We start from the raw sequence: 16129 nt of genomic DNA, 5'->3' as shown, positions 1-16129 counted from the left end.
AAAAGCCGATCGGAAGATCGGTTTTTTTTTCGCCTCGGCCGGTTGCCGATGCCGGCGTTCAATGTCAATAAGTAACGGTGACGGTCACTGTATCGGTGTAGGTTCCGGCGGGCTTGTTCTGGCTTCCCGGCACGCGCCCATACGCTGTGTAATGGCGGACGGTTGGCGCGACCAGGATCAGGTAGCTGTCGCTTACCGTCTGGGTGCTTGCGGTGCCGTCCCCCCAGACTATCGTCCGCCCTGTGTCGGTGAACATGTTGTAGTTGAGGAAATTGGCGCCCGAGGACAGCTTGCGGTTGGCATAGGTGCCGGCCCCGGTGCTGACCGAAATGGTATAGCTGCCAAGCCCGGCCACTACCGCGGAGCAGGTGACCGCAACGTCGCCGGTGCTGTCTGCGTCGGTGCTGCCGGGCGATGCATAGGCGGGAAATGCGATGCCGGTGGTGGCGACGGTGCAGGTGGCGAGCAGCGCATGCGCGCTGAAGGGCAGCACCAGGAGCCAGGCAGCAGCCAGCCATTTCAGAGCAGGTTTCATTTTGTCTCCTGAGCGCAGACATAAGGCCCGAGTACCGGGAAGGCGCCGGCCTGAGGCGATGCTTCGATCCTGAAGCGGCAGCGTATGCCGGAACCGTTGTCGCGCACGACGACCTCGGCCGGGTAGTCGATCGACTCCACGAAGACTTGCCCACGCAAGGCAACTTCTGCTGCCGACGTACTGCGGTTGACATACACCCGGGTGCCGGTGGCCAGCGCCTTGTTGTTCTCGTCGACCAGGACCAAGGTCGCGCTGCGGTTCTGCTGCGCGCTGAATTTCAGCAGGCTGCCGGTGCGGTAGCCGGGCGTGACCGATTTATGCGCCAGGTCCAGCGTCATCGACAGCGGCAGCCCGGCGTCGTCCAGCGAGACCGTGTTGGATTCGTAGGGAACCAGGCGCGGAACGAAGCCGACGCCGTATTTGTCGGTCTGGCCGACCTTGATATTGTTGGCGTAGATATCGATAGGCTGCTCGACCGGCACTTCCACCATGGCGAAACTCTGGTCCAGCCAGCGCGTGGCCCGGACATGGCCGCCGAGCAGGGCGATGCCGCCGCGCGCTTCCAGCTGCAGGTTGTTTTGTCCGTCCACGTGATTGGCGTTGAGCATGTATTCACCGCTGGTGCCGATGTAGTTGGCGCCGATGTCTTCGCCGCCGTTGTCGAACAAGGCCTTGCGCGCGCGATAGCCCCAGCCGCCTTCCTGCGGCGCGGTTTGCTGGTACTCGGTGCTGAAGTATTTGCTGCCCTGCTGGCCGCTGGCCACCACCTGCAGGAAACTCTGGTGTTCCAGCGGCATGACCCAGACCAGGTTGGCGGACAGCTGGCGATCCTGCGTCAGCGATTTCAGCAAGCCGATGCTGATGCTGCCGTTCTGGTGCAGGTTGAAATTAAGGCCGGCATTGATTGCGCGCACATTGTCCTGGCCGCGGTTGACCTGGCTCAGGTAGCCGATCGCCGCGTTGGCGCGTTCTCCTAGCGAAACATTGGCTTGCGCCTGGATCTGCTGCGCCGGCGCCAGGATGTCGTCGGGCAGGCCCAGCTGCCAGAAGCGCGGGCCGGCCGTCTGCGCGCGCAGGGTCAGGGCATAGCGGCTGCCCTGGCGGTCGAACTGCAGGTATTGCTGGGTATCGTTGCCGCGCTCCGAGTTGCTGGCAACCAGGCCGCCGCTCAGCAAGCCGATATCGCTGACGGCGACGGCGGCGCCGAAAGCGAGCGACTGGCGCCCGCGCATGATCTCGCCGTGGCCCTCGACGGTGCTGCTGTCGCTGACGCCGTAACGCACGGTGGCGGAGCTGAACACCCGGCCGTAGTCGCTGTCCTTGCTGCCGAAATTGTTGCGCAGCGCGCCGGCTTCGTAAGAGACGTCCTTGCTGCCTTGCCGCAGCAGCTGGGCGCTGGTGATGTAGCCCTGAGTGTAGACCTGCTGGCGCCCCAGCACATCGTGCACCACCATCTGCACATTGCCCTGGCCGGCATACACGGGCAGGTTGTTGATGGTGAACGGACCGGTGTCGACCGGCTGTTTCAGGCGCAGGATGTTATCCACGTAGATGTCGACCACGGACGGCGCCGCCGCGGTGCCGCTGAACGCCGGCAGCGGTATCGCCTGGTAGCCCGGGATGGTCGAGAATTTGGTACGCCACTGAATGCCTCCGAAATATACCTGGCGCGACAGGGCGCTGCCGCCGGTGATGCTGTCGCCGACCACCATGGTCGCCTGCTGCTGCGGGAAATCCCGCGTGTACTGGCTGTCGAGCCGAAACAGCGAACGCTGGCCAGTCAGGTCCTGGCCGACGAAACGGCTGGTGTAGATCCCGCCGCCGCTGAATATGCCAACCTCCGCCAGGCCCGAGAGATTGGTCTGGTTCTGGCCCTTGGCGTAGTTGACATCGTAGTTCAGGAAAGCGCCGGTTTCCGCGGCCTGCAGCAGCAAGGGCTGGTGAGCGCCAAGGTTGAATGCCGAATCGATGAACGCGCTCGGCGGCGCTTGGATGTTCAGCGTCTGCGTGCCGGCCTCGATTTCGGCACGCACGCCAGGCAACGCCGCCAACGGATAATAGCGCTGCTGGTGGCTGCTGATGGCGGCGACGTCCGGCAAGCGCAGGCGAGCGTCGGTCAATAACTGTGCCGGCACGATAATGCCGTCGGCCACAGTACGCACGATCAGCGCTGCGTCCGTCAATTTCCTGTCATTGACGGTCACCGCCAATATGAATTCCTGTTCTGTCACTGACTTGTCTGCTGCCGCCAGAGCCGGGATGTGGCAAGCGATCAGGCTAGCGGCTAGATACTTGGTCAGCCTCCAGCATGAGATGTTCTTCAAGCTCGCCCTTGTCTGTTTGAATTTGCAGCCGGACCGGTCCGGCGTGGATCTTCCCGTTCGCCAAAGACCATTGTTTGTGCTGGCCCGGCAATACGTAGGCAGGTGTGCCGATTTGCAGACCGTCCTTGCCGTCGCCGTTGCTGATCTGGACGCGGATGATCTTGGCATGGACATTGCCGTCGTTGGCGGCCACCAGCAGCAGGCCATTGTTGTCATGCTTTAATTGCCAGGAGATTTTTTCCTGTTTCTTTTGCGGCGCGATAAACACGGGAATGCTGACTCTCAGCAAAGTCTTCAAGCCCGGTGCTTGCGGCCCGCTGGGCGGTACTTCATCGATCAGCAGCCGGTAGCTCTTTTCGGTTGCCGAACTGACCGGCTGGCGCACGCCGAAGCGCAGGTACTGGATTTGTCCCGGCTCCAATGCAAAGATTGGCGGATTCAACAGCAGGGCTTCAGTATCCGCCATCACTTCCTGGCGGCCATCGGTGCTCCAGTCGACGGCGCCGACCTGTATCCGCACGGGCTCATTGCCGGTGTTCTTGATTTGCAGCACGCCGGAAGCGCGTTCCACGCTCAGGTCGAAACCGATCGGATTGACGTTAAACGAGGCTGCGTTCATATCTTGTGCACAAACCAGGCACAAGACAAAAGCAACAGCCGGCCATGGCTTTAGCTTGGGCATCATCGGCCGCCTTAAAAGGTGACGGTAGCGACTACGGTATCTGTGTAAGTCGCTGCTTTGACTGATTGGCCGGACGGCACCCGGGCGTAAATGGTGATCGGCGTGGCGCTGCCGGTAGCGGTGACTGCCGCAGGCGCGGTGGCGACTGTGTTGCCCCACGTGACAGTGCGGCCGGAGTCAGAGAACAAACTGTAGTTGAGGAAGACCGGAGTGCCGCCGCCGCTGCTCAGGCGACGCAGCGGTATAGCGTCGGTCGAGCCAGTGTTGGCGTTTGCGCCTTGTCCCAGGGTAATCACGGGAGACGCGCCGATAGTGCAGGTGGTGGTGACGCTGGCTGTCACGTCCTGGTTGGTGGTGGCGTTGGCGACGATAGGGTCGTAAGTCGTCGTGAAACCAAGGGTGGAGATACTGCAATTATTGCTGATGGTGACCGTATTGGTCATGGTGGCAGTGGCGGTGGCCGCCGAGGCGCCGCTACAAATAGTTGTCGATGCGATAATCAAAATACCGTTCCGAACAAACCTTTTCATGACAAATCTCCCGATTGGCATTTTTTTTGTGTTGCGGAAGTCCAGGAGGTCACCTGGACATTCATTCAATACGGCATCCTCTCTCTCGATATTTTCCTTTGGGAAATATTTTCTTTTGTTCATATTGGCGTCATAGGAGAAGTACGTCAAGACATTTTGTTTTTTGTGAAAAACATAAATATTCATCAGGTTTTTTGGAAGAGGTATTGCTGTCAACAAATGTGTTTCTGTTTCCTGTCTTATTGTTGCTTTTTAAATGCAACAATAATATGATGATGGCATCGCAATCCATCTTCAGCAGGAAAGATAACCATGCAATTTACCAAATTCACCGACTTTGGCTTGCGCGTCCTGATGTACCTGGCAGCGACGCCGGAACAAGGCGTGATTACCGTCGGTGAGCTGGCGAGTTATTTTGACGTGCCGAAGAACCACCTGAACAAGGTGGTCAACCGCCTGGTCAAGCTGGGCTGGATCAGCGCTACGCCGGGCCGCAACGGCGGCCTGCGGCTGGCGCAAGCGCCGGCGAGCCTGCACCTGGGCGATATTCTCAGCGCGCTGGAAGGAGACGGCGGCCTGGTCGATTGCGACAAGCCGCCTTGCGTCTTGCGCGGCAGCTGCCACCTGAAACGGGTGCTGGATATCGGCCAGCAGGAATTTTATGCCGGCATGAACCGGCACAACCTGGCGGAGCTGGTCATGCCGCCGACTTCAAGCACGATTGCACGCATGCAGTTCCAGCCGATGCCGGTGCACTGATGCGATAACCGGGCGCCCGCCAAGGCAGGGCGCATTTTTTTGGATTAATTGTAGTATTTTAAATGTAACAATAGGAGTGTTTATATGATTTCCGCCATTTCCCGTCCTTATATCGTTGCTTCCGTTCCCGTCTTGCGCGAGCACGGCGTCGCCATCAGCCGTTGCTTCTACCAGCGCCTGTTTGCCGCTCATCCTGAGCTCAAGAACATGTTCAACATGCCTAACCAGCAGGCCGGCACGCAGCAGCAGGCGCTGGCGGCCGCCATTTTCGCCTATGCCGCCAACATCGATAATCCCGACGCGCTGGCGCCGGTGATCAGCCGCATTGTGCAAAAGCATGTAAGCCTGGGGATCAGCGAAGCGCACTATCCGATCGTCGGCAAGCATTTGCTGGATGCGATTGCGGAAATCCTTGGCGCGGCGGCCACGCCGGAACTGCTGGCAGCCTGGGCCGAAGCCTATGGCTTGCTGGCCGCGGCCCTGGTTGCGGAAGAACGCAAGCAGTACCAGGCGCATGGCATCGCGCCTGGCGAATATCTCTCGGTCACCGTGGCCCGCAAACAAAAGGAGAGCGACAGCGTGACCTCTTTCTATCTGCGCGCCACCGACGGCAGCGCGCTGCCGGCCTTCCAGCCAGGCCAGTACATCAGCGTCGCGGTGGATATCGAACAGCTGGCCCTGCGCCAGTTGCGCCACTACAGCTTGTCCGATGCGCCGGACAATGGCCACTGGCGCATCAGCGTCAAGCGCGAGCCGGAGAACGTCGCCGCAGACGGTCCTTATCCGGCCGGCCTGGTGTCGAACCTGCTGCACGATGAATACCATGAGGGCGATGTACTGCAGGTCAGTCCGCCATGCGGAGATTTTGTCCTGGCGCAAGAAGACCGCAGGCCGCTGGTGCTGATCAGCGCCGGCGTCGGCGTCACGCCGATGATGAGCATGCTGCACGGCAGCCTGCAGCAGAGTCCGCAGCGGCCGGTCAATTTCCTGTATGCCGCGCTGAACGGCCGCCATCATCCGCTCAAGGGTGAATTGAACAGCTTGCGCCGCCGCCATGGCCAGATACGTTCGCACATCGCCTACGAAAAACCGGGCGCCGACGATCGGCCGCAAAAGGATTACCAGCAGCAGGGTTATCTGCAGCTGGCGCAACTGCCGGACGCCTTGCTGCCGCATGACGGTTCCTACTTCTTGTGCGGACCGGCGCCATTCATGCAGGTCCAGCGCGATGCCTTGCTGGCGCGCGGCGTGGCAGCGCACCAGATCCGGCAGGAAGTGTTTGGCCCGTCGCTGCTGCAGCATTTGCAATAGGCAATGCGGCGCCAGCCGATGATGACGCACCGTGTTTCGATGTGGTAATGTTTCACTCCTAAAAATTCATTACTGATAGGGAAGACGATGCGAATTCATTGGCTTTTTGCCGCGCTGCTGGTTCCAGGCATGACGATGGCAGCGGAGGGGATGTGGACGTTGGACAATTTGCCGAAGGCGAAGATGCAGGCCGAATACGGATTCACCCCGAACGAGGGCTGGATCAAGCGCACCATGCTGGGCTCGGCACGGATTGCCGGCGGCTGCTCGGCATCCTTTGTCTCGAAAGACGGGCTGGTGATGACCAATCACCATTGCGCCTCCGAGTGCCTGGACCAATTGTCGACGGCAAAAAAGAACCTGATCAAGGATGGCTTCCTGGCCAAGGGCCGCGAGCAGGAACTGAGTTGCCCGGAAATTGAATTGAACCGCCTGGAGCAAATCACTGACGTCACGGCCGAAGTCAAGAATGCCACCGCGGGCCTGGACGGCGCGGCATTCAAGAATGCGCAAAATGCGATCAAGGCGAAGCTGACTTCAGCCTGTGTCGGCAACGACAAGGAAACCGTGCGCTGCGACGTCGTCGACCTGTATCACGGCGGCCAGTACCAGGTCTACAAATACCACCGCTTCCAGGATACGCGCCTGGTGTGGGCGCCGGAAAAAGCTGCGGCTTTCTTTGGCGGCGACCCGGATAACTTCAATTTCCCGCGCTATGACCTCGACATCACCCTGCTGCGCGCCTACGAAGGCGGCAAGCCGGCCAAGATCGAGAACTATTTCCCGTTCAGCAAAAGCGGCGCGCAAGAAGGCGAGATGGTATTCGTGACTGGCCAACCGGGTTCGACGCAACGCCAGCTGACGGTGTCGCAGCTGACTACCTTGCGTGACCTGACGCTGGTCAACAACCTGATCCGGCTGGCGGAAATACGCGGCGTGCTGGAACAATACAGCAAGAACAGTCCGGAAGCGGCGCGTAACGCCGAGAACACCTTGTTCGGCGTGGAGAATGCCTACAAGGCGTTTCGCGGACGCCTGAGCGCCTTGCAGGATCCGGCGCTGATGAAGCAGAAGCAGGATGAGGAAACTGCCTTGCGCCAGTTCGTGGCCAAGCAGCCGGCGCTGCAAGCCAAGGTCGGCGGCGCCTGGGACGCCATAGCTGCGGCGCAGCAAGCGTATCGCCAGATCGAAGCGCCTTACGGCCTGATCGAAGGCGGCCGCGGTTTCTCCAGCAAGTACTCCGGTTATGCGCGGGTCCTTGTGCGCGGCGCGGAAGAGCGCGCCAAGCCGAACGGCGAACGCTTGCCTGAATATGCCGACGCCAAGCTGCCGGAGCTGGAACAAGAGTTGTTTTCCACCGCACCGGTATATCCGGAATACGAAAAGGTGATGCTGTCGCTTTCGTTCACCAAGCTGCGCGAGATGCTCGGCACCGACGATCCGTTTGTGAAGCAGGTGCTCGGCAAGCAGTCGCCTGAACAGCTCAGCGACGCCTTGATCGACCACACCAAGCTGGGCGATCCGGCGGTGCGCAAGGCGCTGTGGCAGGGCGGCAAGGAAGCGATCCTGAAATCCGACGATCCGTTCATCAAGCAGGAGCTGGCGCTCGATCCGGCTGCGCGTGCGATCCGCGCACGCTACGAAAAAGAAGTGGATTCCGTGCAGCAGAAGAATTCCGAGCTGATCGCGCAGGCGCGTTTTGCCCAGCAAGGCACCAGCGCTTATCCGGACGCCACCTTCACCTTGCGCCTCTCATATGGCGAAGTCAAAGGATGGCAGGAAGGCGACAAGAAGATTCCGCCGTTCACCACGATCGGCGGCGCCTTCGAGCGTGACACCGGCGCCGACCCGTTCGCCTTGCCGGCTTCCTGGCACGCCGCCAAGAGCAAGCTGAGCCTGGCGCAACGCTACAACCTTGCCACCACCAACGACATCATCGGCGGCAATTCCGGCAGCCCGATGATCAATCGCAACGGTGAGATCGTCGGCCTGATTTTCGATGGCAACATCCACTCGCTGGGCGGCGCATTCTGGTTCGATCCGCGTGATAACCGCTCGATCGCCGTGCATAGCGGCGCCATCCTGGAAACGCTGGGCAAGGTCTATGGCGGTGCCGACCTGGTCAAGGAAATCCAGGCGCATTGAAATCACGCTGGCCTGGCAGAACTGCGCCAGGGGCCGTGAGTTTGTATCTATAATGAATCCCTCCCGGCGGCGCCGCCGGGAGGGATTTTGCATTACATCTGTCTTACATCTGTCCGGCGGCGATTCCGGCCGAGTGATTGTCATGGAAGGAGAATGATTTTGGAAATGCTTAGCCTGGGGCTGCTGCTCTTTATCGGCATCCATCTGATTCCCGTTGTCCCGCCCCTGAAAGCGCAGCTGGTCGGCGTTTTCGGTGAAAACCGCTACAAAGGCCTGTTCGCCTTGCTGGCCGCACTGGGGCTGGTCCTGGTAGTGGCCGGATACGCCAGGGCGCCGGCCGGGCCGCAACTGTTCGCATCTTCTGTCGGCGCAATCCATGCCGCGCCGCTGGCGATGGTTGTCAGTTTCATTTTGTTAGCCGCGGCCAACATGAAAAGCCATATCCGGGCCTGGGTCAGGCACCCGATGCTGCTTGGCCTGACGATCTGGGCCTTGGTGCATTTGCTGGCGAACGGGCATGCCAAAGCCACGCTGCTGTTTTCCGCGTTCCTGGCTTATGCCGTGGTCGACCTGTTTTCCGTGATCCGCCGCCAGAGCTACAAGCCGTTTACGCCGGCGCTGAAATTCGATGTGATTGCCTGTATCTCAGGCTTGCTGCTGGCTTTGCTGGTGATGACGTTCCATCGCCGGCTGATGGGCGTGGCGGTGGTTCCCTGGGGAGCATGACGGCCGGTCCGGCCGGTCAGCGCTCTTGCAGCAGCTGGTTCAGCACCAGCCTGGCTTCCGGGATCAGTTCGCTGGCGCTCAAGCCGATTGGCCCGATGCCTTGCGCTACCAGCTGATCGGCGGCGCGGCCGTGCAGCCATACGGCCGCCAGCGCCGCTTCCCATTGCGGCCAGCCTTGCGCCAGCAAGGCGCCGCAAATGCCCGACAAGACGTCGCCGCTGCCGGCGGTGGCCAGGGCAGGGTTGCCGGTCGAGTTGACTACCGCTGCGCCATCGGCGCGGGCGATGACGCTGCCGGCACCTTTCAGCACGACTACCGCATTGAAGCGGCTTGCCAGGGTGCGGGCGGCGGCGACACGGTCGACCTGGACGTCGCTGGTGCTGACACCCAGCAGGCGCGCGGCTTCCAGCGGATGCGGCGTCATCAGCACGGCGTGCTGGCGTTGCGCTGCCTGGGTTTGCAGCTGCGGCTGGCGCGCCAGCAGGTTCAAGGCGTCGGCGTCCAGCACCAGCCAGCTGAGCGCATCGAGCGCACGGCCGAGCAAGGCCAGCGCGGTATCGGCCATGCCGAGGCCGGGGCCGACCACCAGCACCGCCGATGAAAAATCGAGGTCGGCCGCGAGGCGGCACATGAGTTCCGGCTGCGCGCTGTCGTAGGCCGGCGGGTTTTCAGGGTAGCCGACAAACACTCGTCCGGCGCCGCACTTGGCGGCGGCGCGCGCCGCCAGGATCGGCGCGCCGGCCATTCCCGCGGCGCCGCCTATCACGGCGACATCGCCAAAACTGCCTTTGTGCGAATTGCGCCGGCGCGGCCGCAGGTAGTCGCTGAACAGGCTCGGCTGGCTCAGCCACATGTGCGGCGCGGGGAAATGGCTGTCTGCGATGGTTAGCGCCGCTACTTCGACCTGGCCGGCGTAATCGGGACCGTCGCCGGTGTGCAGGCCGGCTTTGTCAGCGATGAACGTGACGGTGTGGCTGGCCTTGACGGCGATGCCGGCCGTGCCGCCCACCACGGTGCCGGTATCGGCATCCAGGCCGCTCGGCACGTCCAGCGCCAGCACCGGACAGGCCATGGCGTTGATGGCCTGCACCAGGCTGCGCCAGCCGCCGTCCAGCGCCCGGCTCAGGCCGATGCCGAACAGGCCGTCGATCACCAGCGACCATTGGTTGCTGTCGATTTCGGCAAACTGCTCCGGCGGCATCAGGTGCACGCCGTGCCGCTGGGCGCGGACCAGCGCCTGGGAGGCGTCAGCAGGCAGTTGCGACGGTGCGGCTTTGAGCAGCACCACCACTTCGGCGCCGGCCTTGGCCAGGACAGCGCCGGCTTCCAGGGCGTCGCCGCCGTTGTTGCCGGGGCCTGCCAGGACCAGGATCGTGGATGTATGGGGCGGGCCCGGGAGCATGCGCAAGGCCGCTTGCGCCGCCGCCTGGCCAGCGCGTTGCATCAGGCTGTACGGCGGCAGCGCGCGCAAGGCGGACTGTTCGATTTTGCGGATGTCGGCGACGGGATAGATGGCGCTCATGGTGTGTTGTCCGTTAGCAGGAGCCAGGGCAGCCTGGAGCTTCCAGCATATAGCAAAAGAAACGCCGCCTTCGGCTGACCGTTTTTGTCAGCGATAGCGCGCGACAGTCAATCCGTCCAGGTCAACCTCGGGTACTAGCCCGCTGATCTGGTCGGCCAGCACCTTGGCGGCGCCTAGCGCCATGCTCCAGCCCGAACCGCCGTGCCCGATATTGACAAATACGTTGCTGGCGCCGGTATGGCCGATGAGCGGTACCTCGTCAGCCAGCATCGGCGTATGGCCGCACCAGAAACTGGCGCTGTTGAAATTGGCGGCATCGGGGAACCAGTCCTGCGCCACTTTCAGCAGTGTACGCATGGCCTTGTCGTCGAACGACATGTCCTGGGCGCCGAACTCGGCAATCCCTGCCAGTCGGATACGGTCGCCGATGCGCGCCATGGTGACCTGGTAACTGCCGTCCAGCACTGCCGTCTGCGGCGCGACGTCGTAGTTCTTTACGGTGGCGGTAGCGGTGTAAGTCTTGATCGCGTGCAGCGGCAGGCGCAGGCCCAGCGGTTTCAGCAGTTCCGCGCTGGCGCCGCCGGCGGCGCACACCACGGCATCGGCCAACAGCACGTTGCCGTCGATATGCAGAGCGACTTGCGCGCCTTGCGGTGCGACGGCGGAGACTTTGCTGTCGAAATGAAACTGTACTCCCAGTCCTTGCAGGATGGCTTTCAACTGCTTGGTAAACAGGGTGCAATTGCCGGCGCCGAGGTCGGGGAAATACAAGCCGCCGGCCAGCTTGCCGGCGCCGGCCAGGGCCGGTTCCTGCAGCCGCACGGCAGCCTCGTCAAGCAGCTGGTGCGCTACGCCGCATTCGGCCAGCAGCTCGCGGGCGGGAGCCAGCGCCGCCAGTTCGGCTTCACTGCGGAACAGGCGCAGCAAGCCCGGGCTCTGCTCAAAGTCGAGCTGGAAATGCTGTTGTATCTGCTCCAGCAGATCCTGGCTGTAGGAAGCCAGTCTTTGCATCTGGCGGGCGTGGGAGCGAAAGCGCTGGATATCCGATTCCGCCATCCAGCGCCGCATCCAGCGCCACAGCGCAGGGCTGAAGCGGGCGTTGAGCACGTTCGGCGCTTCCTGGTTGAACATGCCGGAGAGGATCTTGCGGCGCATGCCCGGCACTGCCCACGGTAGCGCGGCGCCGGCCGACAAGATGCCGGAATTGCCCAGCGTCGACTGCTCCGCGACATTGCTGCGTTGTTCGACTACGGCAACCTGGTGCCCGGCTTCGGCCAGAAAATAAGCGCTGCAGACTCCCATCACGCCGCCGCCGATAACCACGATTTGTTTCTGTGTCTGCTGCTGTATCACTATTGTTCTCAAGGGGTTCTGCGCGGCACGACGCGTTGCAGCCGACCAGAATCATACCTTGAATTACTTGATGACAGGACAGCAGAATGCACAATTACCTCGTCGCCGGCGGTTTGGTTAACTCAGGCAGGGGCGGGGCATGGCGCCCCATGTTTGTTCGAATGTGCACTTGAGCCAGGGCCCGCCCAACGTGGCTATAACTTAAATGCGCCGGCGTCATATGCCTTGCTGTAGGTCTGCCAATCCTTGCGTACTTGCGCCGCGCAATCCTGGGCCGCATCCAGCAACTGTTTTTTCCATTTCTTGCCTTCTCCGAAAGCGATCAGTTCATCGGCAATCGCCGATCCCTGGCGGCCGGAGCTGCGCAATTGCGCCCAGGCGACAATATTGCCCATGACCGTCATGACTTGCTGGATTTCGGCCAGCGTGTGGCGCGGCTGCTTGAGCGCGACCCGGTCTTCGCTGGGTTGCAGCCCGCGCAGCACATAAGCGGTCTTGCCCAGCATGACCGGCTGCAGGAACGCCATCGACACCGCCTGGCAGCGCCGCTGCAGCGACACCACGCGCTGCGCCTGGTTCTTCCATCTGGGTTGGGCCGCCTTCAGGTAAGGCGCCAACGATGAGGGCAGCGCCTGCTTCAAATCAAGCAGGTAGTTGCCGTCCGGCGAACCCTTGCCCTGCACCAGGATGGTGTAGCGGTCGACGCCCAGGCTGCCGGTGCCGGCGATGCGGCGCGCCACATCCAGCACCTTGTAGAAATCAGGATTGGGCTGTTCGGCGGCGAAGCGCTTCATGAATGCAGTGACTTTGGCACGCTGCTTGTCTGAAGCCGGCAGCGCTTTCTTGCCATCCGTGTTCAGTACGCGCAGCTTGCCTTTGCGTACCGTGCGGGCATTCAGGTAATCGGCGCGCTGCCGGCCGCGCAAGCTGTTCAGCAAGTCACCGACCATGCCTTGCGCGGTATCGCGCTCGACCCAGCGCGGTTTACCCAGCGTCAAGGCGGCGCCGTAGGCGTCGATGAAGCTGCGGCACAGGATCCGGCTATCGGCGGCGCCGTTGGGTGCGGCATCGGCCGCAATCAGCACGCTGGTCAGCAGCCGCACCAGTTCCCAGCTGACCGGCGCCAGCGCGGCTTCATCGAAATCGTTGAGGTCGAAATAAGCCAGGCGGTTGTCGCCCTTGTAGCTGCCGAAATTTTCCAGGTGCAGGTCGCCGCAGATCCAGGCCAGCGGCGCAGAACGCATCACGCCGCTTTGCGGCAGGCGCTCATAGAACAAGTGGCAGGTCCCGCGCAGGAAAGTGAACGGATCGTTGCGGATATTCTTGTATTTCAGCTGCAGCCGCTGCGGATCGCGGCCTGCGTTGTATTCCTGGATGCGCTTTACTACATTCACCATGGCACGCCTCTTGAGGATGGGATCGGTTGCTTTGGAGCAGTGCCAATCTTACTGCATCATCTTGACAAAATGCTGACAAGAACGATGCGGCTTCCTCAGAGGCAGTCCTGGTTTACCAGACCCGGTACACGCGCCCGGTCTGTGCGCCTTCGACGCTGCGGCTGTATGCCTGGGCCACGCGGCTTGCCGGGGCCGCCTCGAAACCGTAGAAGAACGGGCCGTAGACAGGCAGCGATTCTTCCAGCACCGTCGGATTGACGACATTGATGCGGATGCCGCGCTTGAGTTCGATCGCGGCGGCGCGCACAAAACCGTCCAGCGCCGCATTGACCGTGCTGGCGTTGACGCCTTGCAGGATAGGTTCGTCGCTGAGAATGCCGCTGGTGAGCGTGATCGAACCGCCGTCGTTCAGGTGGTGCTGCGCCACCAGCGCCAGGTTGATCTGACCCATCAGCTTGTCGCGCAGGCCGACTTCGAATTTCTCGGGCGTCAGTTCCTGCAGCGGGCCGAAATGCAGTTTGCCGGCGGTGGAGACGATCGCATCGATCTTGCCGATCTGCGCGAACAAGCCTTCGACGCTGCGGATGTCGGTGATGTCGACCTGGAATTGGCCGCTGCTGTTGCCGACCTGGATGATTTCATGGCGGCCGGCCAGTTGTTTGACGACTGCCTTGCCGATGGTGCCTGTGGCGCCGATAACTGCGATTTTCATGATGTGCTCCGTAAAAAGTGGGTAAGGAAGGAGATCCAGCGTTCATTGTGATTGCTTCTTTGTGGTAGATAAACAGCGTAATATTCATATTACTTAAAACCATTGGTGCGTAATAAGAAATATGGACAGACTGACCAGCATGCAGATTTTCGTCCGCGTGGTTGAAAAAGGCGGGTTTTCGGCGGCAGCGGAAGAAGCACGGATTTCGCCCACCATGGTGGGCAAGCACGTGCGCCAGCTGGAGGAGCAGCTCGGCGTGCGCCTGTTGAACCGCACCACGCGCCGCCAAAGCCTGACCGAGATCGGCCAGCTGTACTTTGAGCGCTGCAAGCAAGCCCTGCTGGAAATCGAAGCGGCCGACGCTTCGGTGAAGCAGATGCAGCTGCTGCCGCGCGGCGTGCTGCGGGTGACCGCGCCGGCCACTTTCGGCGGCCAGATGCTGGCCGCCGTGGTGCGCGCCTACCTGGAACGTTACCCGGATGTCGAACTCGACCTGTCCCTGAACGACCGCGTGGTCGACCTGGTGGAGGAGGGGTTCGAGGTGGCGATCCGGATCGGCGCGCTGCCCGATTCGACCCTGGTCGCGCGCCCCTTGCAGCCATATCGGGCGCTGGTTTGCGCGGCGCCGGAATACCTCGCGCGTTGCGGCACGCCGCAGACTCCGCAGCAATTGCGCGATCATAATTGCATGAGCTTCGTGCACGGCAACCATTACAACCGCTGGCGCTTTTCCAAGGACGGCGTGGAGCAGGAGGTGGAAGTGCACGGCAATTTCCGCGCCAACAACGGCCTGGCGCTACGCACCGCGGCCCTCAACGGCATCGGCATCATCATGCAGCCGGAAGCCTTGCTGTGCGGGGAAATTGCCGCGGGACGGCTGCGGCGCTTGCTGGTTGGCTATGAGTTGGAGCACCGCGCCATGCACATCGTGGTTGCCTCGAACCGCAAGATGACGCCCAAACTGACGTCGTTCATCGAATTCGTGGTCGAACATTTCGGCCGGGACGCCGGATCGTTCACGGCGCCGGATTAAGGGGCCGTTAGGGAATAAGTTGAACATTTGCGCTGGCCGTAGCCAGCGCGCCGCTGCGTTAGCCGCCGCTTGCAGTGCTCGCACTGCGGCGCGTCGTCTGCCTTGCTTCGCATCCAGCTACGACCGCCCAAATATCCAACTTATTCCCTAACGGCCCCTAGCGCGGCAAACTGCGCGCGCAAGAATGCCAGCAAAGCGCGCAGCGACGGCGACATGCTGCTGCGATGCGGATACACCATGCTGAGCGGTGTTTCTTCGCCGGTGAACTGTTCCAGGATGATTTCCAGGCGGCCGTCGGCTACATCCTGCCGCACGTCCAGCCAGGACTTGTAGGCGATGCCTACGCCTGCGACCGCCCAGGTCCTGGCGATGGCGGCGTCGTCGGTCATGCGGTCGCCGCGCACCTTGACGTCGACCGCGGTCTTGCCGGTGTAGAAGCGCCAGTTGTTGAACAAGCCGTGCTGCAGGTAGTACAGCAGGCAATTATGGCTGGCCAGGTCCTTCGGCACGCTGGGCCGGCCGTGTTTTGCCAGGTAGGAGGGCGCCGCCACGGCCACCCGGCGGCTGGGCGCGAGGATCTGCGACACCAGGGTCGAGTCGTCCAGCGGGCCGTAGCGAAAAGCCACATCCACCGGATCGCGGAACAGGTCCACCACGCGGTCGGAAAATTGCAGCGACAGGGTCACTTGCGGATGATTGTCCTGGAAGGCGTCCAGCCAGGGCAGCAATACATTGCGCCCGACATCGGACGGCATCGACAGCCGCAAATGACCGCTGACCGGGCCGCCGGCGGTGAGCAGGGCCTGGCCTTCCTGCAGCAGCGCCAGCGCCTGCCGGCTGTATTCCAGGAACAGGGTCCCTTCCGGCGTCAGCCGCATGCTGCGGGTCGAGCGCACGAACAGCCTGGTGTTGAGCTGCTGCTCCAGCCGCTTCAGGCTGGCGCTGGCGGTGGCCGGCAGCAGGTCGAGCTGGCGCGCCGCGTTCGACAGGCTGCCGAGATCGGCGGTGTGAATGAAAAGCTGGAGGTCGGTGGTCGAATACATTATCAAATATGGATTGAAAGTGAATCAAATCCAAGGCTGTTTATAAAATAATTCAAC

General features: G+C 61.9%; 14 protein-coding genes. 5 read left to right on the top strand and 9 right to left on the bottom strand.

Annotated features, from left to right (window positions below; genetic code table 11):
- Positions 1-64: 64 nt before the first annotated feature.
- The 4 genes from V8G57_RS05035 to V8G57_RS05020 form a co-directional block, all read right to left on the bottom strand.
- Positions 65-535, bottom strand: coding sequence for a spore coat protein U domain-containing protein (locus tag V8G57_RS05035; protein WP_342828451.1), 471 nt, complete (start codon positions 533-535; stop codon positions 65-67).
- Positions 532-2766 carry a fimbria/pilus outer membrane usher protein gene (locus V8G57_RS05030; RefSeq protein ID WP_342828450.1) on the bottom strand — a complete coding sequence of 745 codons (2235 nt, stop codon included), beginning with the start codon at positions 2764-2766 and terminating at the stop codon, positions 532-534. Before V8G57_RS05030 ends, V8G57_RS05035 begins: the two co-directional genes overlap by 4 nt.
- A gap of 46 nt (positions 2767-2812) precedes the next feature.
- The gene (locus tag V8G57_RS05025) at positions 2813-3478 is read right to left on the bottom strand and encodes a fimbrial biogenesis chaperone (protein WP_342828449.1); all 666 of its coding nucleotides are present in this window, start codon (positions 3476-3478) and stop codon (positions 2813-2815) included.
- Between the two features lie 74 nt (positions 3479-3552).
- Positions 3553-4044: a spore coat protein U domain-containing protein gene (locus V8G57_RS05020; RefSeq protein ID WP_342828448.1), complete on the bottom strand. Its 492-nt coding sequence runs from the start codon at positions 4042-4044 to the stop codon at positions 3553-3555.
- 339 nt (positions 4045-4383) lie between these two features.
- On the opposite strand from V8G57_RS05020, the gene V8G57_RS05015 reads away from it, so the two are divergent.
- The 4 genes from V8G57_RS05015 (at position 4384) to V8G57_RS05000 (ending at position 9012) form a co-directional block, all read left to right on the top strand.
- On the top strand, positions 4384-4830 hold the full coding sequence (locus tag V8G57_RS05015; protein WP_342828447.1) for an RrF2 family transcriptional regulator: 447 nt from the start codon (positions 4384-4386) through the stop codon (positions 4828-4830).
- Positions 4831-4914: 84 nt separating this feature from the next.
- Positions 4915-6141, top strand: coding sequence for an NO-inducible flavohemoprotein (hmpA, locus tag V8G57_RS05010; protein ID WP_342828446.1), 1227 nt, complete (start codon positions 4915-4917; stop codon positions 6139-6141).
- A gap of 87 nt (positions 6142-6228) precedes the next feature.
- Entirely contained in the window at positions 6229-8286 is a 2058-nt protein-coding gene (locus tag V8G57_RS05005) for a S46 family peptidase (RefSeq protein ID WP_342828445.1), read from the top strand.
- 165 nt (positions 8287-8451) lie between these two features.
- Positions 8452-9012, top strand: coding sequence for an NnrU family protein (locus V8G57_RS05000; protein ID WP_342828630.1), 561 nt, complete (start codon positions 8452-8454; stop codon positions 9010-9012).
- 16 nt (positions 9013-9028) lie between these two features.
- Here V8G57_RS05000 and V8G57_RS04995 read toward each other — a convergent pair whose 3' ends face one another.
- The 4 genes from V8G57_RS04995 to V8G57_RS04980 form a co-directional block, all read right to left on the bottom strand.
- Entirely contained in the window at positions 9029-10534 is a 1506-nt protein-coding gene (locus V8G57_RS04995) for an NAD(P)H-hydrate dehydratase (RefSeq protein WP_342828444.1), read from the bottom strand.
- A gap of 87 nt (positions 10535-10621) precedes the next feature.
- On the bottom strand, positions 10622-11899 hold the full coding sequence (locus V8G57_RS04990) for a D-amino acid dehydrogenase (RefSeq protein WP_092393871.1): 1278 nt from the start codon (positions 11897-11899) through the stop codon (positions 10622-10624).
- A 182-nt stretch (positions 11900-12081) separates the two neighbouring features.
- Positions 12082-13284 (bottom strand): DUF2252 domain-containing protein, encoded by a 1203-nt coding sequence (locus V8G57_RS04985; RefSeq protein ID WP_342828443.1) that lies wholly within the window; start codon positions 13282-13284, stop codon positions 12082-12084.
- 112 nt (positions 13285-13396) lie between these two features.
- On the bottom strand, positions 13397-13996 hold the full coding sequence (locus V8G57_RS04980) for a short chain dehydrogenase (protein WP_092393865.1): 600 nt from the start codon (positions 13994-13996) through the stop codon (positions 13397-13399).
- Between the two features lie 121 nt (positions 13997-14117).
- Here V8G57_RS04980 and V8G57_RS04975 point away from each other — a divergent pair, with 121 nt between their 5' ends.
- On the top strand, positions 14118-15029 hold the full coding sequence (locus V8G57_RS04975; protein ID WP_092393862.1) for a LysR family transcriptional regulator: 912 nt from the start codon (positions 14118-14120) through the stop codon (positions 15027-15029).
- A gap of 140 nt (positions 15030-15169) precedes the next feature.
- On the opposite strand, the gene V8G57_RS04970 is transcribed toward V8G57_RS04975, so the two are convergent.
- A complete protein-coding gene (locus V8G57_RS04970) occupies positions 15170-16072 on the bottom strand; it encodes a LysR family transcriptional regulator (RefSeq protein ID WP_175500885.1) in 903 nt (300 codons plus the stop codon).
- Positions 16073-16129 lie beyond the last annotated feature (57 nt).

Source organism: Collimonas rhizosphaerae (assembly GCF_038896935.1).
GTDB classification, from domain to species: Bacteria; Pseudomonadota; Gammaproteobacteria; order Burkholderiales; family Burkholderiaceae_D; genus Collimonas; species Collimonas rhizosphaerae.
The sequence above is the reverse complement of the archived record's forward strand: the minus strand, read 5'-3'. Positions and strand labels throughout refer to the sequence as shown.